This window comes from Paenibacillus sp. PL91, assembly GCF_012935325.2.
In the GTDB taxonomy this organism is placed as follows: domain Bacteria; phylum Bacillota; class Bacilli; order Paenibacillales; family Paenibacillaceae; genus Pristimantibacillus.
This window is the reverse complement of record NZ_JABBYG020000001.1, coordinates 148,651-174,066: the sequence shown is the minus strand read 5'-3', so window position 1 is coordinate 174,066 and position 25,416 is coordinate 148,651. Positions and strand designations below refer to the sequence as shown.

Below are 25,416 nucleotides of genomic sequence, written 5' to 3'. Positions count from 1 at the left end.
AAACCATAAAAAAATTCTAATGTGAGATCTCAGCCTGCTTTTAATATATAATTGAAACATTATTAAATCAGTCTAGGGGGAATTTCAATGGCATTTATAAAAAAGATGACGTCCGATTCAGACATCGCGGAAACCTTTTCCTTGATCAAACAATTACGCCCACATCTTCAAGAAGATGAATATGCTGCAAAAATTAAAAACCTTCAAGACCTTTACGGCTACAATCTGGTTGCTATTGTTGAAGAAGGCCAAATAAAATCCGCTGCGGGTTATAAAATAACCGAATCGCTGGCATGGGGCAAATACTTATATGTTGACGACCTAATAACCGACAATAACAGCCGTTCAAATGGTTATGCTAAGCTGTTAATTGATTGGTTGGAGCTAGAGGCAAAAAACAATAATTGCGAGCAGCTGCACTTGGATTCAGGCGTTCAGCGACATGTCGCTCACCGATTTTATCTCAATCGAACAATGGATATTACAGGGTATCATTTTCAGAAGACGCTTTAACTACAAGCGTCTTCCCCTAGCTGCTTAGTAATAGGCATATTTTTATAAAGCTTGTAATAATTATATTTCTCCTCTTCAATCTCAATCATATCTATAAATTCAAACCCGCATTTTTGGATGACTTTGTTCGAGGGCGTGTTGCGGATCAAAGCTATCGCGATAAGCTCCTCTACATTTGTTTTCTCAAACAAATACTTAATTATGCCTTGTGCCGCTTGGGTCGTATACCCCTTATTTCTATGATTCTTGGATATGGCAAACATGATCTCTCTATTCGGAGGCGGCAATTCTTCTTTTATTCCCGTGCAGCACCAACCGATAAACTCGCCTGTCATCTTCGAAATAATGCCTAATCGCAAACGGAGTTGTCCAATATTTCCGCCCTCCGCTACAGCTTGTAAAAACTGTTTGTTTTCAATCGTTTCGTAGTTTATTAACCAATCTAGCCTTTGCTCCTTCGGCACATTCCAACCCGGCAAAAATTGATAAATTTCCGATTGCTGAGTAAGCGCGTAAAGTTCATCCAAATCCTCGATTCTATATTCCCTCAAAAAAATATCTTCACACTCCATTGTGAACGTGTTGTTTAGTTCAGAAGACGAGCGTGCATTCATATTCCTTCTCCTTTCTAAAATCAATTGCCATTTGAATAAAACAATAGTATCACAACCAATGAATGTCATTTGGGATAACATAGTTAAAATTGTATTCTACTTATCTTTAATAATTAAAAAAAAAGCCCCAAAAGGGACTTTTTTTTGCTATGCAAGCAAGTGAGTGTTAATACAGCTCCTTAAAGCAACAAGTAATGAACTTGAACTACAAATTAATTAAATTGATAACACTAAGCTTCTTCCTACTGTTTCGTTTTTTCTTCACACAGATTTTCTTCTTTTTCCGAAGACATTGCTTACGCTTATTTCGGATACAGCGTTTCTTTTTGATACGTTTTTTCCTCTTTTTCCGGATGCGAGGCGCTGCCGGCCCCGCAGGGCCTTGTGGACCCGGCGGGCCCAGTATGACAACTTCTCCTATTTTTGCAACAAACGCATCCTGAAACACGCCACCTATAGACGTATCAAACGCTCCGGGGGTAGTAGGAAAGTCACTAGAAGTGGTTTGACCTGTCACATACGCATTGGCGAAAGGGTCTAGCGCAATTCCGAGCGCGACATCAATGCCCCCTCCTCCTAAGTAAGAGGAAAAAAGCACGTTGGAGCCAGTCAAGCTAAAACGGGTTATAAAAGCATCCTGAATGCCGTTTAAGGAGGTATCGAATGCGCCGGGAGTGGTGGGAAAATCGGTAGAGTCCGTTCGGCCCGTAACGAATGCATTGCCGAATGCATCTACCGCGATGCCGACACCAAAATCATCATTTTCGCCTCCGAGGAAGGTAGAGTAGACAAGTGCCGTTCCAGTCGGATTTAACTTCGTTACAAAACCATCAAAGCTTCCTGAAGCATTGAAGACGGTATCAAAAGCCCCAGGAGTGGTAGGGTAATCACTGGATTGCGTGAAGCCTGTTACATAAGCGTTGCCAGAAGCATCGATTGCGATGCCGCTTGATTGATCAGCGATACTTCCCCCAATGTAAGTGGAATAAATGAGCGCAGTACCGGCAGCATTCATTTTAGTTATAAAAACATCGGAAATGCCATTGAAGGTCGTATCATAGGCGCCTAAGGTGGTGGGGAAATCGGCGGAGCCGGTATCACCGGCCACATACACATTGCCGGCTCCATCAACTGCGATGGCATTGCCGGTATCACTACCCCCTCCACCGAGAAAGGTGGAGAAGACGAGCGCAGTACCGGCCGCGTTCAATTTCGTCACAAAAGCATCTCCGGTACCGTTCATGATGGTTTGAAAGGCACCGGGAGTGGTTGGGAAATCATTGGATTGGGTGAAGCCTGTTACATATGCATTTCCGGATGCATCCACCGTGATGCCTCCGCCCCGGTCAAGCCCGCTTCCCCCAAGGTAGGTAGAGTATAGCAGTGCCGTTCCGGTCGCGTTTAATTTTGTCACAAAAGCGTCTACAACGCCGCCCAAAGTAGTATCATAAGCACCAAGAGTAGTGGGAAAATCGCTGGATTGCGTCGAACCTGTTACATAAGCATTTCCGAAAGCGTCTACCGCGATGGCATCCCCAGTGTCCGTATCGCTTCCCCCCAGATACGTGGAGTAGACGAGTGCGGTGCCGTCTGCGTTAAGTTTCGTAACAAAAGCGTCCTGACTGCCGGTCAAGGAGATGTCGAAGGCGCCGGGAGTGGTTGGGAAATCGCTCGATTGCGTGAACCCTGTCACGTAAGCGTTACCGGATGCATCAACCGCGATGCCGTTGCCAGAATCAAACGCGCTCCCGCCTAAATAAGTGGAATAAAGAAGTATCGGATCAATCACCAAAGGATAATGATGATCGACCTCCTCCAGCATCTCAAAGCCGATGTTCTGGCTTCCATCTGCTTCCGATCGAATGACGAATCGGCAGTCAATCGATAATCGTTTGTCATCTATTTCTTGATACGCTACCGGACTGACATCCGTCAATGTTCCGAATGGGGTATCGATTAACAGGTTCCCGATATCATCCACCCGGATGCCGTCTGCACCTTCAAACCCGATCCGGATATCATCCACAAGACCGCCTGGCTGCAATAATACATCATATTTGAACATCCCCTGTTTTCCTTGAAACACAACATCAATGCCAGGCCATACCTGCCGATATGCAACTTCTCGGTAAATGGGAAGATTCGTATAATGATTTTGCGGATCGCCGCCTCGCAAGTAATTGATCTTTCCGGTTTCTTGTGCAGCGCCTTCCACGCTCATGTCTGAATGAGCATTTAAAAACCTCCAAATTAAGTTGATTCCCTTTATTCGAGATTCTTTTCCTTGCGCTGCTTGTTCCGGCAAATTCCCTTGGATGATTCCCGTATTCCGAGGAGCTGATGCTAAAGGCCCGACTTCAAAAAAGCTCATCCTTACTTGATCTGTTGTAAAGGCGAACCGAAAGTTTTTTCCTTGCGCGCAATACGAAATACGTTGATCCTCTTGACCGACATTTGGAATAAATACAAGAGGAAGCTTCCCATAAGCTTCCAAAACACTCTGATTCGTTTCTTCCTCTGTCTGCAAAGGTATCCTCCTTGTTTAAAGTGCGTATCGTATTTTTCCCAGTTATTCGGCCGTTTTCAAAGCTTGGAACTTGAAGCACGATCCATGCAGTTCTCCCATATATGGTTATGTTTGGCCTAATGGAATTGCCTGTGCTTATGCCAGCATAAGACGTCCTATATTACTTTCAAGTAACTATATCACTCTAAAGTGCGTACTTTTTATTCATCTCTCCAGGATGCACAATGATGTTGTGACTACTACAAATTAGGAGAGATGTTCTTATGGATACTAAGGAAGCAGCACCACGTAAAACGGCACTTGTCATTGGAGCCAATGGCGTTATTGGAGGAAATCTGATCGAATATTTAGAGCAGCTCCCCGATTGGGATATTATCGGCGTGTCACGCCGAGGTGGGGATTCCAGCGGCCGAGCCCGATATATAGCCGTCGATCTGCTAAATGAAGGCGATACACGCGAGAAGCTAGGCATTCTATCGCAAGTTACCCATATTTTCTACGCTGCCTATCAAGATCGTCCAACTTGGGCCGAACTGGTTCCTCCAAATTTAGCGATGCTTGTCAATGTCGTCAATGCGATCGAACCGAACGCTCCTAAGCTGCAGCATATCAGTCTCATGCAGGGCTACAAAGTGTACGGTGCCCATCTAGGCCCCTTCAAGACACCAGCCCGTGAAACGGATGCCTATCATATGCCTCCTGAATTTAATGTCGACCAGCAGCAGTTCCTCGAACAGCGTCAGCGGGGTAGCAACTGGACCTGGACTGCGCTCCGACCTTCTGTCGTATGCGGATTTGCTTTGGGCAATCCCATGAACCTTGCGATGGTTATCGCTATTTATGCCTCCATATCGAAGGAGCTGGGGCTGCCGCTCCGTTTTCCCGGCAAGCCAGGCGCCTACAACAGCCTGCTTGAGATGACTGACGCTGGATTGCTGTCCAGAGCCACTGTCTGGGCAGCGACAGATGAGCGCTGCGCTAATCAAGCGTTCAACATCACGAATGGAGATCTTTTCCGATGGAATGAGCTTTGGCCTAAGATTGCTTTCAACTTCGGTCTTGAGACAGCGCCTCCGCTGCAAATGTCTTTGGAGGTGGTGATGGCAGACAAAGAGGAGCTATGGAAGACTATGGTGGAAAAGCATGGATTGGTAAGCAACAGCTACAAGGACGTGTCCTCTTGGCGTTTCGGGGACTTTGTGTTTTCTTGGGATTACGATTTTTTTGCTGACGGCACGAAGGCACGCCGTTTCGGCTTCCATGAATTCATAGATACAGAAGCGATGTTTCTGAACATCTTTGATGATTTGAGACGACGCAAGGTCATCCCATGATCGATAGCTGCACACAAAAAACCGGCCACTGTAATCCAGTGGCCGGTTTCTAACTAACCGTTGATCAATTTTCATCCGTTCGTGGTGCACCTGCCAAAATTTTGACCTTATCGCCGTAAACAAGCTCAACATGCCTATCTCCCCATCTGCATAAGAGATGAAGAATCTCTTTCAGGCTCCAGCCGTACTCCGTCAGCTCATACTCGACTTTTGGCGGCACCTGGTTGTATGAAATTCGTGTAACGATGCCATCCTCCTCTAGCTCGCGCAGTTGCTGAGTCAGTACTTTTTGAGTAACCGAAGGCATCAAGCTCATCAATTCACCGTTACGTTTCTTGCCGAACGTCAGATGGAACAAAATGACCTGCTTCCACTTGCCGCCGATCACTTCAAGCGTTACTTCCACCGCCGTATTGTAAGTCTTCCCCGGTTCCAGCATCAGATTTACATCGCCTCCCTGAGTTTACGATATCGTCTTAAACCGATGAGCGCAAGGCATAAATCCTTAACTGGCAAATGCAAGAGGGGCTGGCATCCCAATCCGCTGCCTGAACCTTTGGGGCATTTGCCTAAATATTGCGTAACCGAGACAAATGTCCAATCGCGTGATCTTATTTCACATACAATACCATACACCGAACTACGGGATATCCAGCTAGGAGCCAGCAGCCCAGGGTCGGAATTTTCTAAATAGGGGGAATTAGCATGTCCGGTGTATATGGAGGATTTTCGTCGTTAGGCGTAATTTTGGTATTGTTCATTCTTCTGGTAATCATTTCTCGATCAGTCATTTTCTAAATTACCCATCCGACATCCAACCATAGTGATAAAACCGAGTATTGGACTCGGGTAATGAGGGATGACATATTAAACATCGCAACTTTTAAGGGGATCCCGATAGGTATGGGTCTCCCATATGCTAATAAGCCTTAGAAGCGATTCTAAGGCTTGTTTTCTTTTTCCGGCATAATAGCATTACAGCTTCACACACCAAAAACGTTCAAAAGTTTAAACGGAAAAGCTCCTGTTGATTCAATAAAAGTTTGGCGAAAATCAGGAATAGAAGGAATTTCTCCCGATAATTTTCTGTTTTTCACCTGATTTGGAGTGATTGTGCACATTTAAAGGGAGATTTTCCATCTAAAAGGGTTATTCACCTCTACACCGAACAATTAGAGGGATGTTTTCCAGTTATTTACTTTAAACTCCGCGATGGTTTGTGGCTGCTGCTGCAACTCCTTTGATTCCCGATACGCAAAACAAGCCCTGGAAGCGATCCAAGGGCTCGTTTACTTTATATTGCGCAACGAAGCGTTGTTTTTCTCTTAGCTCCAAGCGTATTCGCGCAGCGCTCTCGCAACGCCATCTTCTGCATTTGAGCGAGCGACCGCGTTAGCCGCCAGCTTGACATCCTCCGGGGAGTTCCCCATCGCGATTCCCATTCCTGCAAATTGCAGCATCGTAATGTCATTATAATAATTGCCTATGGCCAAAATGCGGCTACGGTCAATGCCCCGAATCTCCGCAAGCTGCTGCAGCGCTCTTCCCTTGTTCGCCTCCGCGTGATGAACGTCTATGAAATAATCTCCGCTGCGTATCGAATGGAGGTGCTTCGGCCAGCCGGCCCATTCTGCCTGCACCACATCCATCTTATCTTTGCTGCCGAATACCGTAAATTTCACAAGCCCGCTCGGTAAGCCCATACGGAAATCCTGAATGGAAGGTTTTGCTTCAAACTTGCCATACATCGCTTCTACTTCTGGCGTCATGCTCTCGACCATCATCTCGAAGGCTGTGTTCAAATCAAAATGGATCGCTTGCTCACGGCAATAATTCACGAAGCTTAGCAGGTGGTCTGAAGCCATCTCAAATTGGTGCACAACCGAACGGTCCTCGGAATTAATCGTAACCGCTCCATTATGGGTAATGATCGTTCCGCCTAGTCCTAGCTCCGCCATCACGGGAAGCGCTCCGGAAGGCCCTCGCCCCGTGCATAACACGATTTGAGCCCCTCGGGTCGCAGCCTCTTGTACAGTCTCGCGAATAGACGCTGTCAGCACATGGTCGTCCGTCAGCAGCGTGCCGTCTACATCCAATGCAATTAAATCATATTGCAGGCTCATACTCCCACTCCTATTCCAATCTCTCTGTTTTTTTTCTCTTTGTATCTATATTTTAATTCATGCTTCCTTCAAAAAAAGTGCTATTCCGATGCCCGTCTATGCGTGCGAAGCAGCTCAACTTCGTCATCGGTCAGCTCTCGATAGCTGCCCTCAGGAAGGGATTCATCAAGCATTAGAGGCCCCATTGATACTCTCTTCAAGTATACGACCTTCTTCCCTACCGCCTCAAACATTCTTTTTACTTGGTGAAACTTACCTTCCATAATCGTAAGAGAAATACGTGATAATAGGTCTTCCTCCTGCTGCTCGCTTCCCAGTATCCGCAGTTCAGCAGGCATCGTAACATATCCGTCATCCAAGGTGACGCCGCTTGCGAACTGCTGCTTATCCGCATCGCCAACCTCACCCTGCACAAGCGCTTCATAGGTCTTAGCCACATGCTTTCGCGGTGACAAGAGCTCATGTGCCAGCTGTCCGTCATTCGTTAGTAGCAGCAAGCCCACAGTATCCTTATCTAATCGCCCGACTGGAAAAGGCTCGCGCAGCCGATCCTGCTGCTCCAGCAAATCGATAACGGTACGCTCGCGTCCATCCTCTGTTGCTGAAATTACGCCCTGCGGCTTATTCAGCATGAAGTATACGACATCCCTATAAACGACTGGGTCACCGTCAAAGGCAACCACTGCTAGCTCTGGATCTACAATGAGACCGCTGTCCTTGACCACAGCGCCATTTACTGCTACCTTGCCAAGCTTTACCGCTTTCTTTATTTCGCTGCGTGTTCCGAGTCCCATATGGGCCAGCAGCTTATCAATACGAATTCGTTTGCTCATTCTACATCCATCTCCATCCTGCCGGCAGCTCATTTTTGATCATGCCTCCGGCATATTTCCCCCATCCGATCGGGAAGCCATCCGTGCAGATTAATACATAACCCTTTGCAGGAGCATCCTCATGAATCTGTATTTCCGATTCCTCTATAAATAGCGTTTCCCCTTTGAGAAAACGAATCGTCTGCTCATCATTCGAGCTCCAGCTAATCGATCGCACCGCAGCCTCGCGAGGCAGCCCCATCGCAAGCGGATGGGAGGGTTCAAACCGGCCTCGAACAGCTTCCCCGACATACCAGCCAGCCCTCACCACACGCAAGCCGTCAAGCGAAGGCAGTCCTTCAGGCTGAATATATACGCGCGAGCCGCATGCGACCGCATGTCCTGGCCAGCTTAGAGCGCCAACAACAAATTGCTCCGCATATTGCTGCCACAACGCAATTGGATTTGTTTCCTCCACATTCATCTCGGAGCCGTCACGGCTATTGCGTGCTGCCCCCTTTTGAACGGCACGCTCTATTCCTGCGTTTGCCCAATCATTTCTCGTCTGGCGTTTGCCAGCGCGCCGTTCATCCCGGTGGCTAGGCTTCTTCGCATCCCGCTTGCCGCCACCGCTTGGCGTCTCGCGCTTCAAGCTGCCGCCAGCAGGACGGGATGCAGGCTGGCTCATCGGCGCCGCAGCCAGTATTGCCTCTGCCTGCTCGTCTTCCCGCTCGCCGCGGCGTCTCAGTACGGCCGCATAATGGCCTTCTCCCTCGATTCGATGCGGCCACAGCCTCACCGTCCCTTGAATCGATTGCAGCCGTTCATCATCAAGCTGCGCCGTCTCCGCCGCCAAATCCGCTCTTCCCGCAGACCAGCCATATTGCATCGGCACGGCTTCAACGTAAAAATCATCATGCTCAGCGAGAAATAAAGCGATTTGCTGCTCGTTCTCCTCCGGCGAGAAGGTGCAGGTCGAATAGACGATTCGCCCCCCCGGCGCGAGCATGGCTGCGGCGTGTCGCAAAATGTCACGCTGCATGACCGAGCACCGCTCGATCGAATGCTTCTCCCATTCCGCAATCATCGAATCATCCTTGCGGAACATGCCCTCGCCTGAGCAAGGGGCATCTACGAGAATGCGATCGAACCATGCCGGAAAAGCCTCTGCGATAGCTTCAGGCTCCTCGTTCAGCACAACCGCGTTGCGGACGCCGGCAAGCTCGACATTTTTCGCCAGTGCCTTCGTTCTTTCCCTTGCGTTATCGTTCGTAACGAGCACGCCGCTTCCTTGCAGCTTTCCTGCGATTTGCGTGGATTTCCCTCCAGGCGCGGCGCATAAGTCGAGTACACGGTGGCCAGGCTTCACATCCAGCAATTCAACCGGCGCCATAGCGCTGGGCTCCTGAATATAATAAAGCCCCGCATGATAATGCGGATGCTTGCCGGGACGCTCACCCTCCTTATAATACAGACCATCCTCTGCCCACGGAATCCGCCTTACATCCCCGCTCATGGAAGATAGCTTCAACCACTGCTCTACGCCAAGCTTCAAACGATTGATTCTGAGGCCATACACTCTTGGCGCATCATAGGAAGACATAAAATCGTCAAATTCATCACCTAACAGCTTTTCCATTTTTTCCGTGAAATTACGCGGCAAGTTGCCGATCATGCTCATTTCCTCCTGCCAATTATCATCGATGTCCATGCTCTTACATACACCTACGGCTTTGTTATATAATATATTAAAGTTAGGACATGCTCTTCTTTTGGAAAAAGGCTGTCCAACCTAAACTCGTTTCGGAGGTAGCCCTATTAATGAAAAAGAAAAAGAAAGTCAAAATGATTTATGTGTACATCGGAATCGTAATCCTTCTATTCGGCTTTATCTTCGTTCTGAACAACAGCGGCAAGGATAACCCTTTGTATGGTAAGCCCGTTTCCCAGCTAAACCCGGAAACGCGCAAGCAGCTCGACGATCCCAACTATCAGAATATCATATTACCGGCCGAATTGGACAAGAAGGTTGCGGATAAGGAAGATTTCTTCGTCTATTTATTTGCTTCCGACTGCCCGCATTGCCGGGCAACAACACCAAAATTGATGCCGCTCGCAGACGAGCTGGGCGTTGATTTGCCTCAATTCAACCTGAGGGAGTTTCCTTCTTACTTTAACAAATTCAAAGTCGAATATACGCCAACGCTGGCCTATTACCAAGACGGCGTTGAAGTTGACCGGATTGAAGGCGGCCTTGCCGAGCAAGGCACGACAGGCTACTCCTTAGATGATTTCAAAGCGTTCTTCAACAAACATTCGGGAGCTGAGTCCTCATGATGAAGCGCCAGCGCCTAACGGACGAGCAGATCGCCGAGGAGCAAAAAAGCTCGCGTATTCGCGGTATCATGTATGCCCTGCTGTTAGCATTCGCATTCATTACACTACTCACCGCATGCGGCCTCGCGAATGATGACAAGGCCGGCGCTGAGCACCAACACGGCTCTGAAACTTGGCAAACGACAGCCTCGTATGACGAGCTTCCGTCCTTTCTCGCAGACTATACCCCGCATACGAGCGAGCTGTACAAAGCGGTGCATGAACACGCAGACCTCATGAGCGGCGTTACATGCTATTGCGGCTGCTCGGACGGACTTGCAGTGGAAACGCCGCATGACTCGCTTCTGCGCTGCTACGTGGCCGAGCATCCTGCCGACGAAGGCAGCGTAACTTGGACGAATCACAGCACAAGCTGCGGCATTTGCAAAAAAGAGATGGAGGAAGTGATCGCCTTAAGCAAGCAAGGCAAGACCGCTGATGAAATAAGTAAAGCGATAGACGCTTTATATAAACCAAAAAAAACGAGCGAATAGTCTTGCCCATTTCCGAAATATTTGATGACGAGGGCTGTCCCGCAAGGTCTGATTAGACCTGCTGGGACAGCCCTTCTTGCATGATATATGACCACACCAATCACACAAAAAAGGCGCCTCAGCAGCTTTTTCGCCACTAAGACACCATTTCTCCACAACGATACGATTTTGGATACTTATCCCACTAGCTTTGATTCGCTTTTTTGGCTTTTCCGATTGCCGCTTGAATTTCAAGCGACAGCTGATTAAGCTCATGGTAATCCTCTTTTTCAAACTTCTCGTTGAATTTCATTTGGAACTGTGCGGCTTCACGGACACGATGATAGAAATAGAGGTCCTGTATGCCGTTAAGCACCTTCGAGACGACGTTGGATTGCTCCTCGAACTCCGTCTGCGCATCCAAAATTTCTTTTCGTATACTCGTCATTTCGGTATCGAGCTGCGAGGCGGCTTCCGCCGCTTTCTTCAGCCGATCGCGCACGTCCTCCGGCAAGCTTTCTTTAAACTTGTAATTTAAAGAATGCTCAATCGTCGCCCAAAAATTCATGGCAAGCGTGCGTATTTGAATTTCCGCCAGCACGATTTTGTAGCCTAGCGCCGTTTGCACCGGATATTCTACGATCATATGGTAACTGCGGTAGCCGCTATCTTTAAAGTTCGTAATGTAATCCTTCTCGTATACGAGGGAGAGATCCTTCCGCGTACGAATCAAGCCGGCCACTCGGTGAATATCATCCACGAATTGGCACATAATTCGAATGCCTGCAATGTCCTCAATTCCCGTATCCAGTTGATCCGAGGGGACACTTAGGCGTTTTGCTTTTTCCAAAATGCTAGATATTCGCTTTACCCGGCCGGTGACGAATTCTATCGGTGCGTAAGCTTCTCTTATTTTCAGTTCAACCCGCATCGTCTTAAACTTCACTTTAAGTTCTTCAACCGCTTGTTCATAAGGCTGTAAAAAAAGATTCCAGTCTCTACCGTCCATCCGGCCGCCTCCTGTTCTTAAACGTGATCTGCGCCAACTGCCTCGGCAATATTTCGGTAGCCATCCTTGCGTAAACATTCCTTCAGACCGTTCGTCAATTCCCTAAGCACACCTGGCCCTTTATAGATAAGCGCCGTGTATATTTCTACCAGGGAAGCTCCTGCGCGGATTTTATCGTATGCATCTTGAGCGGTAAAAATGCCGCCTGATCCAATAATCGGCAGCTGCCCGCCAGTCTGTCGGTAAACGGCGCGTATAACCTCGGTTGAGCGATCGCGCAGCGGCTTTCCGCTAAGCCCGCCCGCTTCCCCGGCATTTTCATGCCGAAGGCCAGTCCGCGATAAAGTCGTATTCGTGGCAATGATGCCAGATACTCCGCTTTCCATAATTGTAGCAACGGTAAGCTCAAGCTGCTCATTTGTCATGTCCGGGGCTATTTTGACGAGAACGGGCTTTGCTTTCTTTCCTACTTTCGCCGCCTGCAGGTTTATTTCCTTTTTCACGGCGCTAAGTAGATTTCTCAGTTCTTCTCCGTGCTGCAAATCACGCAGGTCAGGCGTGTTCGGAGAGCTTATATTGACGACAAAGAAATCACCATATGTATACAAATCGCGAATGCAGGTCTGATAATCCTCATGAGCAAGCTCATTCGGGGTCGTTTTGTTTTTGCCGATGTTAACGGCGATGGGTATCCGGTGTATTTTGCGGCGTGATAGCTTCTCTGCCATCGCAGCCGTACCGTCATTATTGAAGCCCATCCGATTGATGAGCGCCTCGTCCGGTGGGAGGCGGAACAATCGTGGCTGCTCATTGCCGGCTTGTCCTTTAGGCGTAACGGTCCCCACCTCAGCAAAGCCAAAGCCTACGCTTGAGAAGCCGTCCGCTGCCTTGCCGTTCTTGTCAAGCCCGGCTGCTAATCCAACCGGATGCGGAAAATGGATGCCGAACAAATCTGTCGCAAGCTCCGGCGACTTTGCTACGCCGTACATTGCATGCATCAATCCATTAAGTCCTGGCACGACTCCCCCTGCGGCCAAGCCGTCAATGACGAGGTGATGGGCTTTCTCAGGATCCATTCGAAAAAAAATAGGCTTTAAAATTGAAGAATAAAGCAACTTACCCACTCCGATCTCAGATGTTTGTTCTACATGTCAGTTTATCGTTTTTGCGGCAAAAAGAAAAGAGCCTGCACGCAAGGTGCAAGCATCCATTATATTGCGGCTTGTCTAGAAAACGATTACAATAAGTTTATATTTATTTTAATTATGCAATAGAGAGGTTGATTGTCGATGAGCTCACCAAAAAGAAAACCGGCAACGATAAAAGCCAAACCGAAGGACGAAGTGAATAAAAAAGCACTCATCTGGATCAGCTCGATCGTTGGCGTTGTCGTGGTTGCGGTTGCGCTGCTTCTAGTTTTTACCTCGTAACACATCTTACGTCAACCATTTATACACCTTCGCGGGATTGGTTTCGTTCTGGCGCGGCTCCAGCTTAAAGCGTTCGGCTGGCTGCTGCACCTTGGTCGGAAGCGTCCCGTTTTTTATTTTGACAACCGTTCCTAGCGGCACCATATCGAACAGCTCTTCCACATCCTCCTTGCTCATGCGCACGCAGCCAAGCGATTCGTCTTTCCCAATGCTGTCTGGCTCGTCGGTGCCATGAATGGCGTATAGGGTGTTTGACAGCGTCATGCCTCTGCTGCCGAAATCGCCATCGTCGCGTCCATTCGGATTTTTCACCTTTTCACTTATGTAGAAGCTGCCCTCAGGCGTCTCATCCCCGCCAAGACCTACCTTATAGCTGCGTACAATGATATTCCCTTGAATGACCGCAAGACGATAGGTTGCTTTGTCCACCACGACTTCAAGCGGCTTGCTCCATTCTTTATCCAATATCCCATTCGTGCCTACGATTAAGCTCTCAGCCTGCTTTTGCTCCGCTTCGTTATCCGGTGCCGGCTTAACGTCTGCTTGCCCAGCAATTGCGGCTTGGCCATTCTTGCGATCTTGCTCGGACTTCAGTCTCGACAACACCTCAGCGAACATGGATCTCATCCCCCCGCGCTCGCCTGCAAGCGCATTATTCGGATAGGGACGGATAAGATCATCCAGCTTTTCCGGCCATTTTTTGTTTTTCCGTTCATAGTGGTAGATAGCGCTGGACAGCGTCCAATGCGTCTCCTGCTCTTTGGTCCAGTTTTTATACTTGAGAGCAGTATCGGAAGCTTCGGGAGGCTCGCATAAGCAGGTTTGGCGATCAAGCATGGCCATCTGTAGCATGCTGCTTGCACTATCCTTCTGGATCGCCATAAGCAGCTTCGTATTTCCCGTCCATTTCCGCCAGCCTGCATCCTCCTCGAGTCGTGCCGCAATGGTCAACAGCGGCGCTTCTTCAGCCGCACTCACGAGTGCATTCAAAGCGCTGCCCAGCGGCTGACGTTCCTTCTGCGGTACAAATACGACTCCGACCGAAGGTGCCTCGTCCTGTTCACCAGATACAGGCTGAGCCGCATTTTCTTTGAAAATAGCGCCGTTTGCCGGAACTAATACGGCTATGAGCAGCAGTAAAGCGGCTAACATTGCCGATCTCGTAGCGAGCTTCTTTTTCTTTTGCCGGTTAGCCCATGCTTTAAGCAATTGCAGTTGATTTTCCGATAAGGGATGGCTTTCATCCTCGAAGGCATCATAAACCTCGCCGGCTTGCAGGAAGCAGTAGTTTGCTTTGCCCTCCTTGCCAGCGAGCAAATACTGCTTCCCTAATAAGTACCATCCCATCTTGTTGTCAGGGTGCTGCTTCACAAATTGCTTCAAATAAAATAGATCCTCTGGAGACTCCATCCCTAACCCTCCAATAAATGATTTACCTTTTTTATCGGCAGGAACGAAGGCGTAATGTATCCCGGCTTTAATTTTTCACGTTGCGTGTGATATGCAAAAAGCTCCTCTTCGCAGCATTATGCATGCGAAGAGGAGCTTTTCTCTAATTCTATAAATTAGTAATTAAACGGTACGTCTGCAATTTTGATTGAATCTGTAGGACAACCGTCGGCTGCATCCTGCAAATCGTCAAATAAATCTTCTGGAATCTCAGTATTGCCTTTGTTTCCATCTGCTTTATAAATAACCTCTGCAAGACCTTCGTCATCATAATCATAAATGTCAGGAGCAGTAGCTCCGCAAGCTCCACAAGCGATGCACGTATCTTTTTCAACCCAAGTAAACTTACCCATGGAAATTCCCTCCTAAAGAAATATATGGAATAATCTCGTCTCTGTACAGTCAAGCTTCACTCATCAATATATAACAAACTATCATCCTTTTGCAAGGATGTACCACGAATTCGTTTATTCCTAATTAAGGTTGACGGGTCATCTCCCAGCATGCCTGCGGTGAGTACCGCGTCTTCGCCATACTTGTCGCGGAGCCGATCCATCGCCTGAGTAAGCGCCTCCTTGCGGGGCTGCTGCTCATAACTGAATAAATCCAGCTGCAGGGCCGTTTCATCGAGCAGCGTCAGGTTTTGGAGCGTGATGCCAAGCAGCCGAATCGGTTCGCCTATTTTCCAATGCCGATCGTACAGCCTGCACGCTTCTCTATAGAAATCTTCTGAGGCTTGGGAAGGCGCAGCAAGCGTATGGGAGCGGGCAATCGTCGTCATATCCGGCTTTCGGATCGTAATCTGCACGGTTGTAGCAACCAGCTTCTGTCTGCGCAGCCTCCGCCCGGTTTGATCTGCCAAATTAAGAAGGACGCGGTATACGTCCTCGCGAGTGGTTATGTCACTTGGAAGAGTCGTCGTATGGCCGATTGATTTATTTCGCTCCCTATTCGGATTGACCTCTGAGTAATCCAGCCCGTGCGCAGCCGATTTCATCCAAGAACCGACTACGCCAAAATGCTTGTTCAGCATCATTTCGTCAGTTGCAGCCAGCTGCCCGATCGTGCGTATGTTCAGCTTCGCCAGCTTATCGGCCGTTTTTTTCCCAATTCCGAACAACGTATCGCATGATTTATCCCACAGCACGCTCTTCACATCTCGAATGCGCAATACGGTTAAGCCGTTCGGCTTCTTCATATCGGAAGCCATCTTCGCCAGCAGCTTGTTCGGGGCAAGTCCAATCGAGCATGGAAGCGACCACTCGGACATGATGCGCTGCTGAAGCGCCTCTGCGATTTCCAGCGGTGAGCCGAACATCTTGGATCCGGTAATATCCATATAGCATTCGTCGATGGAAACGGCCTCAACGAGCGGCGTGTACTGCCTGGCAATTGCCATAAAGCCGTGCGAGTATTTGCGGTATAGATTAAAATCCGGCTTTATTAATATAAGCTCGGGGCATAGCTTTAGTGCCTGTCTAACGGTCATGCCGGTCTTGATCCCTTTGCTTCTTGCCGAATACGAGCAGGTGACGAGAATCCCCTTGCGCTGCTCAACGCTGCCCGAAACCGCAGTCGGCTTATTCTTATATTTCTCTGGTTCCTCTGCTTCATGCACGGAACAATAGAAGGCATTCATATCCAAATGTATGATTACGCGGCCTTTAGCCGGATAATGCTCATTGACATTTTTTATCATCACGCAAAGCACCGCCTATTCGAAGCAAATTGCCCACATAAGCTTAATCATCCCCAGCATACAATTGCAATAGGGCCAAGTCAACGAACCTCGAAAAAGCGGACAAAAAATAATTCCAACCTCTCTACTTTCATTGCGACAAGTGTTATAATAGTAAATTATGATTTGAAAAGGCTATCAGTGAAGGAGGCGTCCCGTTAATGACAACAAACATTTCCATATTTGATACGACGCTGCGTGACGGTACACAAGGTGAAGGGATCAGCCTGTCGGCGGATGACAAGTTAAAAATTGCCCAGAAGCTCGACGCGTTGGGCGTTCATTATATCGAAGGCGGCAATCCGGGAAGCAACAGCAAGGATATTGAATTTTTCCAACGGATCAAAGCATTTAACCTAAATGCCAAAATTACCGCTTTCGGCAGCACTCGCCGCAAAAACAGTCTAGCTGAGCAGGATGCCAGCCTTGTCCGTATCGCCGAATCCGGCGTACCGGCTGCTACGCTTGTCGGAAAGTCATGGGACTTCCATGTACATACCGCCCTGCAAACGACGCTAGAGGAAAATCTGGCGATGATTTATGATTCAATCGCATTTCTAAAGCATAATAGTATGGAAGCGTTGTTTGACGCAGAGCACTTTTTTGACGGTTACAAAAACAATCCGGAATATGCCATCTCCGTGCTGAAGAAAGCACAGGATGCTGGTGCGAACTGGCTCGTTCTTTGCGATACGAACGGCGGTACGCTTCCGAATGAAATCCATGATATCGTAACGCGCGTGAAGCAAGAACTTACAACGCCTATCGGCATCCATACGCATAATGATTGCGAGCTTGCCGTTGCGAATTCGCTCGCTGCCGTAGGAGCAGGCGCTCGTCAGGTTCAAGGTACGATTAACGGCTATGGCGAACGCTGTGGCAACGCTAACCTGTGCTCGATCATACCAAATCTACAAATCAAGATGAACTACGATGTGCTTCCGGAGGAAAAGCTGCGCGCGCTAACCGGAACCGCTCGTTACGTTAGCGAAATTGCCAATGTGCATATGCCAGTTGGCCAAGCTTATGTCGGCAATGCCGCATTTGCCCACAAAGGCGGCATTCATGTCTCGGCGATCATGAAAGACTCCAAAACCTACGAGCATATTCAGCCAGAGCTTGTTGGAAATAAGCAGCGCATTCTCGTCTCTGAGCTTGCAGGCCAGAGCAACATTATTTCTAAAGCCAAGGAGCTTGGGCTGGATGTAACGGCGAACAACGAGAAAACGAAGCTCATAATGGATCAGATCAAAGAGCTTGAGCATCAAGGATATCAATTCGAGGGAGCCGACGCTTCTATGGAGCTGCTGCTTCGCGAAGCATTCGGCGGCGAAGTTAAGGAAGTGTTCAAGGTTGAATCGTTCAAGATGCTCGTCGAAAAAACAAACGGCCAAATGATTTCCGAAGCCATCGTCAAAATAAACGTCGGTGGACAGCAGGTTTATACGGCTGCTGAAGGCAACGGGCCGGTCAACGCCCTCGATAACGCCCTGCGCAAGGCGCTGGTGCAGTTTTATCCGAAGATTGAAGATATCCATCTCTCCGATTATAAAGTCCGTGTAATCGACGAGAAGGACGCTACAGCGGCTAAGGTTCGTGTTCTTATCGAATCGACCGGGCTCGATAATACTTGGAGTACGGTCGGCGTCTCCAGCAACGTTATCGAAGCAAGCTGGGAAGCGCTTGTGGACAGCATTCGCTACGCCCTGCTAGGCATGGATAAAGTAGATAGCGCGCATGTTGATCCGTTAGATCGCGTCGGACTCGTAAATCATTAAACAACAAAAGGGCTGCTAGCACGTCTTCAATGACATGCTGGCAGCCCTTTTGTTCGCTTTTTACATCCACTTCTCAATCAGACGTTCCCATTCCTCATAAGTAATGACGCCGTTGATCCGCTCTCTTATGATGCCTTCGCTATCGATGAGGAACGTCGTCGGAAACGTATCCACCTTGTACTGCTTCGTTACATCTCCTGCACGGTCCATTAAAATCGGAAACGTAAATTCATGCTCATTCACAAAATCTCTTGCCGCCCGTTCTTTATCGTACTTCGTCGCATTGACGCCATAGAGCTGAATTGCATCTCCATACTGCTCATGAAGCCGCTGCAGATCTGGAGCCTCCAGCTCGCAAGGACCGCACCAGGAAGCCCAAAAATTGACGAAAGTAAGCTTGCCTTGCTTTCCGCCTACCTCGTAGGATTGCTCGTCAAGCGCTGGAAGCTTGAAGGCTGTCGCCTCAAATCCCGCCTTCGGCTTAAATCCCGCAGCTGGAGAAGCCATCGTAACCGAATTATTATCATCATTTTTATATTGAAAAACAGCTAATCCAGCAAACACGAATGCAATCGTAAAAAGCGCTATAACGCGTTTCATATCGTACCTTCCTTCTCTCGCAATATCATTATTCCGGTATGCTTCATGGTATCATGCGCCGTATGGAAGCTCAAGGCGCAGGGCATATTAGCCATAAAATCGTCACGTTTTACCAGGTGCCTTGCTGGCCTTAAGCCCATGTACATCTAAACTTATTGTCGGTTATCGCGCTTCCATTCATACCCCAAACCAATAAAGTCCTGCATGCTGAACCGCCCACAAATGTTAGCGCGCCCCGTTTTAATCCGTTATACTTATTTTATCCGTTTTCGAATCAGGGAGGCCTTACTATGACAGAACAGCAATCGAAGGGCTTTATAACCAAATCGGCTTATGAGCAGCTCATACAAATTTGTTTGAAAGCCAAGCCATTTGAGGCATGCGGAATCGTTGTAAGCAGCGAGCCAGACACGTTTCCCTCCGTTGATCGGATTGACGAAGCTCACGCCCAAGTTATTGATACGATCATTCCGATAAAAAATATACATATCGATCCGACTCACTCATTCGCCTTTGATCCTGCGGAGTGGACAGCAGCCTTTTACGACATGCAAAAAAACCGACAAAAGCTTCTCGGCTTATTTCACTCCCATCCGCGCACTGAAGCTATTCCTTCTTCTAGCGACACTGAAGGCTTCCTGCCCGCATCCGAGCTGACCTATTGGATTGTGTCATTACAAAACAGCGAAGTCCCTCACGTTAAGCCTTATCGCCTCTCACAAGGATCGTTTATTCCGCTGCAGCTAGTGCTTGCTTAAATACGCATATAGATCACCAAGCGTCGTAATGTTCCTCTCCAAAATTCTCGCCAAATAGTTTTGCCACAGCTTTGCCGTCATAATCGAATCTTGCAGCGCATGATGCCGCTCCGTAATTGGGATACAGCAGCTCTCTAGCAGCTCGTCGAGGCTGTATCCTTCTAGGTTCGGTTCGAGCCATTTCGCCACCAGCATCGTGTCCAGCACTCTATGGTTTAAATTCACCTTTGAAGTTCTCCAAAGCGCAGCATTAAGAAATTGCTTATCATGGCCAGAAGCATGCGCAATCAGGAGGCGTCTGCCAACAAACTCCATAAAATCATGAAGCACCTGCATCAAATCAGGCGCATCCTGAACCATTTCATTCGTAATGCCGGTCAATTCGATAATTGCCTTTGGGATTCTCCGCTTTGGATTGACTAGACTGTAGAAAGATTCCCCTTCCACAATCTCGCCATTTCGCATCAATACAGCTCCAAAGGAAATGATCTCATCGCCATTTGTTGGGTAGAAGCCCGTTGTTTCAAGATCAAACACGACGACCTCAAGCTCTCGAAGCGGCATGTCGAACATGGATTGCTTGCGCTGCTCTTTATTGACGTTCCGAATAAACGCCATTTGCTGCGCATTTTGCGAGCCTAACATAGAAGCGATGGCAGGCGTAAATCCTCCCATTTTGTATAGGTTCCACATGCGACCAACGCCTTTTTGCTCCTTCATTTCTCCACCGCCCTACATAAGCCTGCCCATAGTTTGCTTGAATACCGCTCGCTGCAGCTTCTTGCCTAGACGCAGACCACTTTTTAATTCATCAGTCAATTCCTTCGTCAGCTTTCGGCTCGACAGCTTGCCATTATTGGCATATAAGCCGTCGTCATTCTGCTCGGTCGTCATTAACCGAAGTCTCAGAAAAATCCGAAACGCTTGATCATATACAGCAGCATCCTCAATAGACATCTTACCCATTTTGACAAGCATTTTGATCCGCTCAAGCGTTGACGTTTCCCGAATTCCCACCTGAACAGCCAAAAGCCTAATGGAATTCACCATAGGGATATAAGCGCCGTATTTGATATCCAAGCTCCCTGCGTCTTCCCCATACTGCTCCTTTAGCAATTGGCCAAAAAAACCAAGCAGCACCTTATGGCGCATCGTATTATCGAGCATGCGCTGCAGGATGATCTGATGGTTAAGCATATCGGTAAAAAAGAAGTCCTTTAACTCGTCAATCAGCCTATGTTCGCCATAAACGCATCTTCCATCCGCAATGATGAGCAAATACCTAACCGCTTCCCATGCCGGCTCCTCAAACCAATGATCCAGCTTAGCTCCCCACTCCGTTAATGATAAGCACCATTCGGGGTTGCTGCTCAGCACATTCCCTTCACAAGGCGGGTATCCAACCTTCTGAAGATTGAATACAACAAGCTCGCATAGCTCTTTAAAATAATTTTTCACTTCCGCTGAATCAGCCACTGGATCCTCGTAGACAACTCCGCTGTCTTGATCGCTTGACAATGTCTGCTCTTTCCGACCGCCGCTGCCGAACAATATATATGCGTAAGGCACGGGGGGAGATCCCTTCCCCAACCGTGCCATTTCCGCTTCTGCAAGGATTATCGCGCGTTGAATTACCGCATCGTGCACCTCATTCAATTGTTCGTTAAACTGTTCGACCGGACGCGTTGGGAGAAGAGCTTCCATCTGCTCGTGTACTTGATCCCGCAAGCCTCGCAGCCCTTCCACATGATCGGCTGTGCCAATCTGCTTGAGCAGCTGCAATCGCACCGGATCACTCATGCGACGCCCTCTCCCTTCGGTCAGTACTTCTTGACCAATCCGTTATCCTTGAATGTTTTGGCCTGCTTTTTTCATTTGCTCAGGATAACCATAAGCGCCATGCTCACTAAGGTCAAGACCGATAATTTCTTGCTCTTCCGTAACGCGGAAGCCCATGATAAGTTTCATGACACCAAGGATAAGGAACGAAGCTGCAAGCACGAATGCGCCAACGACTACAACGGATTCGAATTGTACCCAAAGCTGCTTCCAGCTGCCTGTGTCGATCAAACCGCCTGTACCTATGCCAACTTTATCCGCAAGCGCTTGAGTAGCGAAGATACCGTTCGCAAGCGTACCCCAGACACCAGCTGCGCCGTGAACAGACAAAGCATAAATCGGATCATCCACTTTGATTTTCTCGAAGAACTTCACGCTGTAGAATACTAGAACGCCAGCCACAAGGCCAATGACAACCGCCGCCCAAGGATCAACGAATGCGCAGGATGCTGTAATAGCAACTAGACCTGCAAGTGTACCGTTTAGCATTGCAGTAATGTCCGCTTTTCCTGTAACAGCCCAAGAAATAAGAAGTGCTGCCACGCCGCCTGCGCCTGCTCCAAGCATCGTGTTGAAAGCTACATATCCGAAGAAGCCGTCGCCGATAGCTACTGTGCTGCCTGCGTTGAAACCGAACCAGCCAACCCATAGAAGCAATACGGAAAGCGCAGTGAACACTTGGTTATGTCCCAAAATTTCATTTGCGGAGCCGTCTTTGTTAAATTTACCGATACGCGGTTTAAGCAATACGGTAGCTGCGAATGCTGCAAGTGCACCTGTTAAGTGAACGACCGTGGAGCCTGCAAAGTCTTGCGCTCCGTCTTCAGCAAGCCAGCCGCCGCCCCAGATCCAGTGAGCAACAACCGGATAAATGATAGCGATAAAAAATACTGTAAATACAATATAAGAGGAAAGCTTTGCTCTCTCTGCGAATCCGCCCCATGCAATGGAAAGCGAAACCGCTGCAAACGCGAGTTGGAACAAGAAGAATACAGTGCTTGGATAGTTATCGCCATCACCGGCAGCTACTGCTGGATCGAAGAAGAAGTTGCCCCATCCGAACAAGGCGTTTAATCCGCTATCGCCGCCGAATGCAATGCCGTAACCGAATGCCCAATAAATAAGTGCCGCCAAGCCAGTTGTGAAAATGGTTTTGCCGGCAACGTGACCCGCGTTTTTCATTCGAGTGGAACCTGTTTCAAGAAGAATAAATCCGCCTTGCATAAGTAGAACTAGAATGAATGAGAGCATAACCCATAGCGAGTTTAAACCCATGTTCAACGTTGCGGCGGAAGGATCCTCAGCAAACGCCATAACCGGAAACAATAAGGTGAAGATTCCTAAAGCTAACATCGTTTTCTTAATCATTACGACCACTCCCTAAGTGTTATGTTTCCTTACATGAGAGGAAAGACTTAATGTCATTATAGTCAGTAGTGCTCAATTTGACAATACGTTTTATGTAAATTCACAAAAAAAATCAAACATTCGGCATGAAATCTAACACGAACGTTAAGAATTTGAACAAATCAACATGAAAATCCACTATCGTACCTGCTGATTCTTCGCATTTTTACTTTTTATAGGCATAGTTTCCTACTTATTTAAATAATGAACATTTAGCAGGAATGGTCGAGCATCAGTTAGGAAATAAAAAATGATATATATATAGAAGAAATAAAACAACTCGCATTTATTTCATAGAAAAAACGGCTGGTCATGATTACACTGCATGTAACACGTTTGACTGTATGGTTACTTTACTATTATCATTAGAGGTAACAGAACCACCACATATTGTGATAGCGACATTGCATCATATTTCGAGTAAAATATAAGTTTAGGGTATGAACGGAATTTTACTTTCTTATATTTTTTTTTACGAATGGAGGAAATAAAAATGTATCGTATCGGAGAATTAGCCAAGCTGTCTCAAATCAGTCCACGAACCATTGACTATTACACTTCAATCGGCTTAATAGAACCTGCGGAGCGCTCGGCCAAGAACTATCGCCTCTATGCCGATGAAACCTTACAGCGTCTAGAACGTATTGAACAGATGAAAAAAGATAAATATACGTTAGATGAGATTAAAGCCAAAATTGAAAGCTGGAGCAAAATTACGCAAGAGGAGCAAGTCTCCCGCAAGCTGACGGATCTGCAGCATCATCTAAGCCAGCTGGAGCGGGAAGTGAAGGAGCTTGAGCCCGTCATCAAGAAGCTTAAGCCTCGTCAAGCCAATCACCTCTACACCCGTCTCATGCCGCAGACCGCTGCATGCATCGAGGCTCTAATGCTTCTTATTAACAAAAGCTCCCTCATGTAGCGATTATATTTCATCAATATAATGGAGGAATGACTCAATGACGTTTATCTACATTCTAATCGTACTTGCTTTTATATTAACGATTTGGGCACAATTCCGAGTTAAAGGAACCTTTAAGAAATGGACTAGCGTGCAAGCCAACAGCGGTTTAACCGGTTATCAGGCAGCAAGGCGAATGCTCGATTCAAACGGACTGCACGATGTGCCAATTGAACCTGTACGGGGCACGCTCACAGACCACTATGACCCGATTCACCGTGTTGTACGTTTATCAGAGCCTGTGTACTATGAAAATTCAATCTCAGCCGTTTCAGTCGCCTGTCACGAGGTCGGCCATGCCATCCAGCATGCGGAGCATTACCCGATGCTAGTGCTGCGCCACCGCATCTTCCCGGTCGTAAACTTCGCTTCCGGCGTTGCCCCTTTCCTTTTCATTGCCGGCATTCTATTCTCGGCATTGAACCTAATCGGACTGGGCATCATATTTTTCTCGGTCGCAGTAGCCTTTCAAGTGATTACACTTCCGGTCGAGTTTAATGCGAGCAATCGCGCAAGAGACATCATGATCGCAGAAGGCTTCATTACGAATGATGAGGAACGCGGCGTTGCCAAAGTGCTTAACGCTGCAGCATTAACCTACGTAGCCGCAGCACTCTTGTCGTTGCTCGAGCTCGTTCGATACATTTTAATTTTTGTAGGCGGAAGCCGGCAAGAATAATAATCAGCCATAAATAAAGAGGAGCTGTTCCGAACCAGTCAATGATGACTGATCGGAACAGCTCCTTCTTTTATTTAAACTAATTCGTTCTTCGAGGCCAGATCTTCATGAAAATACCGAAGTAAAAAGCCATGGAATACTTTGGCCACCAGCGGCAGCTTCTCATTCGAACGGCGAATGAGACCAATTGTACGGGTCACCTGGGGCTCAGTCACGCGCACCTTCGTTGGCTGTAAAGGACCTGTGTAGTGAAGCGCCATCTCGGGAAGCAAACTCACACCCATGCCCGCCGCTACCAGACCGCGAATCGTATCCGTTTCTTCGCCTTCAAAGCCAATTTGCGGCGTAAAGCCTGCTTGCTGACAAGCCTCCCAAACGATTGGCCGAAGCGAGTAGCCCTCTCTGAACAAGACGAATGTCTCATTCTCCAGCTCCTTCAGCTCAATCGATTCCATATTTGACAAGCGATGCCCTGGCGGCAGTATCGCGTACAACTCTTCCGTAAGCAGCACTTCGCCGCAGACGAATTCATGCTCATCAGGAAATGGAGAAATAAACGCCAAATCGATCTCACCCTTAATCATGTCACGAATAAGCGAAGGATACATACCCTGCTTAAATCGAAATTTCACATTCGGGTGAAGCTTGCGGAATGCGGCAACGACCTGAGGGATTAACGAGATCCCCAAACTATGCGGAAAGCCAAGTCTGATTTCGCCCTTCTCAGGGTCCAAAAATTCATGTATTTCAATGACAGCACGTTCCAAATCAGCCAATATAACTTCAGCACGCTTTAGAAAAAGCTGGCCGACTGGCGTAAGCTGCAGGTTTCTTCCTTTTTGAACGAAAAGCTTCACACCTAGCTCTTCCTCAAGCTGGTGGATTTGCCGGCTCACTGCCGACTGTGCCACATGCAGCTCTTCAGCCGCCTGTGTAACATGTTCTTTTTTTGCTACTTTCACGAAGTAATGAAGCTGACGAAGTTCCATACCGGTTAGA

At 47.9% G+C, this 25,416-nt stretch carries 26 protein-coding genes; 10 read left to right on the top strand and 16 right to left on the bottom strand.

Annotated elements, in window-relative coordinates; translation table 11 throughout:
- The first annotated feature begins 87 nt into the window (after positions 1–87).
- Positions 88–513: a GNAT family N-acetyltransferase gene (locus tag HI950_RS00845; protein WP_169082020.1), complete on the top strand. Its 426-nt coding sequence runs from the start codon at positions 88–90 to the stop codon at positions 511–513.
- On the opposite strand, the gene HI950_RS00840 is transcribed toward HI950_RS00845, so the two are convergent.
- Both HI950_RS00840 and HI950_RS00835 read right to left on the bottom strand, forming a co-directional pair.
- A complete protein-coding gene (locus HI950_RS00840; protein ID WP_169082021.1) occupies positions 510–1,127 on the bottom strand; it encodes a GNAT family N-acetyltransferase in 618 nt (205 codons plus the stop codon). The two genes, HI950_RS00845 and HI950_RS00840, sit on opposite strands and share 4 nt — an antisense overlap.
- A gap of 205 nt (positions 1,128–1,332) precedes the next feature.
- The gene (locus tag HI950_RS00835; RefSeq protein ID WP_169082022.1) at positions 1,333–3,654 is read right to left on the bottom strand and encodes an SBBP repeat-containing protein; all 2,322 of its coding nucleotides are present in this window, start codon (positions 3,652–3,654) and stop codon (positions 1,333–1,335) included.
- A 263-nt stretch (positions 3,655–3,917) separates the two neighbouring features.
- Here HI950_RS00835 and HI950_RS00830 point away from each other — a divergent pair, with 263 nt between their 5' ends.
- Complete coding sequence (locus HI950_RS00830) at positions 3,918–4,988, top strand: SDR family oxidoreductase (RefSeq protein WP_169082023.1); 1,071 nt, start codon at positions 3,918–3,920, stop codon at positions 4,986–4,988.
- A gap of 64 nt (positions 4,989–5,052) precedes the next feature.
- On the opposite strand, the gene HI950_RS00825 is transcribed toward HI950_RS00830, so the two are convergent.
- Positions 5,053–5,427, bottom strand: coding sequence for a winged helix-turn-helix transcriptional regulator (locus HI950_RS00825; RefSeq protein WP_169082024.1), 375 nt, complete (start codon positions 5,425–5,427; stop codon positions 5,053–5,055).
- Positions 5,428–5,693: 266 nt separating this feature from the next.
- Here HI950_RS00825 and HI950_RS35515 point away from each other — a divergent pair, with 266 nt between their 5' ends.
- Positions 5,694–5,786: a sporulation protein YjcZ gene (locus HI950_RS35515; RefSeq protein WP_169082025.1), complete on the top strand. Its 93-nt coding sequence runs from the start codon at positions 5,694–5,696 to the stop codon at positions 5,784–5,786.
- A gap of 527 nt (positions 5,787–6,313) precedes the next feature.
- Here HI950_RS35515 and HI950_RS00820 read toward each other — a convergent pair.
- The 3 genes from HI950_RS00820 to HI950_RS00810 form a co-directional block, all read right to left on the bottom strand.
- Positions 6,314–7,111 (bottom strand): Cof-type HAD-IIB family hydrolase, encoded by a 798-nt coding sequence (locus HI950_RS00820; protein WP_187768008.1) that lies wholly within the window; start codon positions 7,109–7,111, stop codon positions 6,314–6,316.
- An 80-nt stretch (positions 7,112–7,191) separates the two neighbouring features.
- Positions 7,192–7,944, bottom strand: coding sequence for a pseudouridine synthase (locus HI950_RS00815; RefSeq protein WP_169082026.1), 753 nt, complete (start codon positions 7,942–7,944; stop codon positions 7,192–7,194).
- A gap of 1 nt (position 7,945) precedes the next feature.
- On the bottom strand, positions 7,946–9,634 hold the full coding sequence (locus HI950_RS00810; protein ID WP_411268050.1) for an RsmB/NOP family class I SAM-dependent RNA methyltransferase: 1,689 nt from the start codon (positions 9,632–9,634) through the stop codon (positions 7,946–7,948).
- Positions 9,635–9,744: 110 nt separating this feature from the next.
- Between HI950_RS00810 and HI950_RS00805 the strand changes: the two genes are divergently transcribed.
- Both HI950_RS00805 and HI950_RS00800 read left to right on the top strand, forming a co-directional pair.
- Positions 9,745–10,260, top strand: a complete 516-nt coding sequence (locus HI950_RS00805) for a thioredoxin family protein (RefSeq protein ID WP_223285061.1) — start codon at positions 9,745–9,747, stop codon at positions 10,258–10,260.
- On the top strand, positions 10,257–10,793 hold the full coding sequence (locus HI950_RS00800; protein ID WP_169082028.1) for a PCYCGC motif-containing (lipo)protein: 537 nt from the start codon (positions 10,257–10,259) through the stop codon (positions 10,791–10,793). The genes HI950_RS00805 and HI950_RS00800 overlap by 4 nt, the downstream gene beginning before the upstream one ends.
- 184 nt (positions 10,794–10,977) lie before the next feature.
- Here the strand turns inward: HI950_RS00800 and yjbM are convergent, their stop codons facing one another.
- Positions 10,978–11,781, bottom strand: coding sequence for a GTP diphosphokinase (gene yjbM, locus HI950_RS00795; RefSeq protein ID WP_169082029.1), 804 nt, complete (start codon positions 11,779–11,781; stop codon positions 10,978–10,980).
- Between the two features lie 17 nt (positions 11,782–11,798).
- Positions 11,799–12,896 (bottom strand): quinone-dependent dihydroorotate dehydrogenase, encoded by a 1,098-nt coding sequence (locus tag HI950_RS00790; protein ID WP_169082030.1) that lies wholly within the window; start codon positions 12,894–12,896, stop codon positions 11,799–11,801.
- A gap of 174 nt (positions 12,897–13,070) precedes the next feature.
- Between HI950_RS00790 and HI950_RS00785 the strand changes: the two genes are divergently transcribed.
- A complete protein-coding gene (locus HI950_RS00785) occupies positions 13,071–13,211 on the top strand; it encodes a hypothetical protein (RefSeq protein WP_169082031.1) in 141 nt (46 codons plus the stop codon).
- A 6-nt stretch (positions 13,212–13,217) separates the two neighbouring features.
- Here HI950_RS00785 and HI950_RS00780 read toward each other — a convergent pair whose 3' ends face one another.
- The 3 genes from HI950_RS00780 to HI950_RS00770 form a co-directional block, all read right to left on the bottom strand.
- Positions 13,218–14,621 (bottom strand): L,D-transpeptidase, encoded by a 1,404-nt coding sequence (locus tag HI950_RS00780; protein WP_169082032.1) that lies wholly within the window; start codon positions 14,619–14,621, stop codon positions 13,218–13,220.
- Between the two features lie 155 nt (positions 14,622–14,776).
- Positions 14,777–15,013 (bottom strand): ferredoxin, encoded by a 237-nt coding sequence (locus HI950_RS00775; protein WP_056627358.1) that lies wholly within the window; start codon positions 15,011–15,013, stop codon positions 14,777–14,779.
- Positions 15,014–15,069: 56 nt separating this feature from the next.
- The gene (locus HI950_RS00770; RefSeq protein WP_191296636.1) at positions 15,070–16,359 is read right to left on the bottom strand and encodes a DNA polymerase IV; all 1,290 of its coding nucleotides are present in this window, start codon (positions 16,357–16,359) and stop codon (positions 15,070–15,072) included.
- A 200-nt stretch (positions 16,360–16,559) separates the two neighbouring features.
- Between HI950_RS00770 and cimA the strand changes: the two genes are divergently transcribed.
- Entirely contained in the window at positions 16,560–18,176 is a 1,617-nt protein-coding gene (gene cimA, locus HI950_RS00765; protein ID WP_169082033.1) for a citramalate synthase, read from the top strand.
- Positions 18,177–18,236: 60 nt separating this feature from the next.
- Here cimA and HI950_RS00760 read toward each other — a convergent pair whose 3' ends face one another.
- The gene (locus HI950_RS00760) at positions 18,237–18,776 is read right to left on the bottom strand and encodes a TlpA family protein disulfide reductase (protein WP_169082034.1); all 540 of its coding nucleotides are present in this window, start codon (positions 18,774–18,776) and stop codon (positions 18,237–18,239) included.
- A gap of 290 nt (positions 18,777–19,066) precedes the next feature.
- Between HI950_RS00760 and HI950_RS00755 the strand changes: the two genes are divergently transcribed.
- A complete protein-coding gene (locus HI950_RS00755; RefSeq protein WP_169082035.1) occupies positions 19,067–19,534 on the top strand; it encodes a M67 family metallopeptidase in 468 nt (155 codons plus the stop codon).
- Here HI950_RS00755 and HI950_RS00750 read toward each other — a convergent pair.
- From HI950_RS00750 to HI950_RS00740, 3 genes are read right to left on the bottom strand one after another with little or no spacing between them, the layout of a single operon-like run.
- Positions 19,520–20,254 carry a 3'-5' exonuclease gene (locus HI950_RS00750; RefSeq protein WP_169082036.1) on the bottom strand — a complete coding sequence of 245 codons (735 nt, stop codon included), beginning with the start codon at positions 20,252–20,254 and terminating at the stop codon, positions 19,520–19,522. The genes HI950_RS00755 and HI950_RS00750 overlap by 15 nt on opposite strands.
- 12 nt (positions 20,255–20,266) lie before the next feature.
- A complete protein-coding gene (locus HI950_RS00745) occupies positions 20,267–21,334 on the bottom strand; it encodes a DUF294 nucleotidyltransferase-like domain-containing protein (protein ID WP_169082037.1) in 1,068 nt (355 codons plus the stop codon).
- 42 nt (positions 21,335–21,376) lie between these two features.
- Entirely contained in the window at positions 21,377–22,741 is a 1,365-nt protein-coding gene (locus HI950_RS00740) for an ammonium transporter (protein WP_169082038.1), read from the bottom strand.
- A gap of 532 nt (positions 22,742–23,273) precedes the next feature.
- Between HI950_RS00740 and HI950_RS00735 the strand changes: the two genes are divergently transcribed.
- Positions 23,274–23,699, top strand: coding sequence for a MerR family transcriptional regulator (locus HI950_RS00735; protein WP_411268049.1), 426 nt, complete (start codon positions 23,274–23,276; stop codon positions 23,697–23,699).
- 37 nt (positions 23,700–23,736) lie between these two features.
- Positions 23,737–24,417 (top strand): zinc metallopeptidase, encoded by a 681-nt coding sequence (locus HI950_RS00730; protein ID WP_169082039.1) that lies wholly within the window; start codon positions 23,737–23,739, stop codon positions 24,415–24,417.
- A gap of 74 nt (positions 24,418–24,491) precedes the next feature.
- Here the strand turns inward: HI950_RS00730 and gltC are convergent, their stop codons facing one another.
- Positions 24,492–25,406, bottom strand: coding sequence for a glutamate biosynthesis transcriptional regulator GltC (gltC, locus tag HI950_RS00725; protein WP_169082040.1), 915 nt, complete (start codon positions 25,404–25,406; stop codon positions 24,492–24,494).
- Positions 25,407–25,416: the final 10 nt, after the last annotated feature.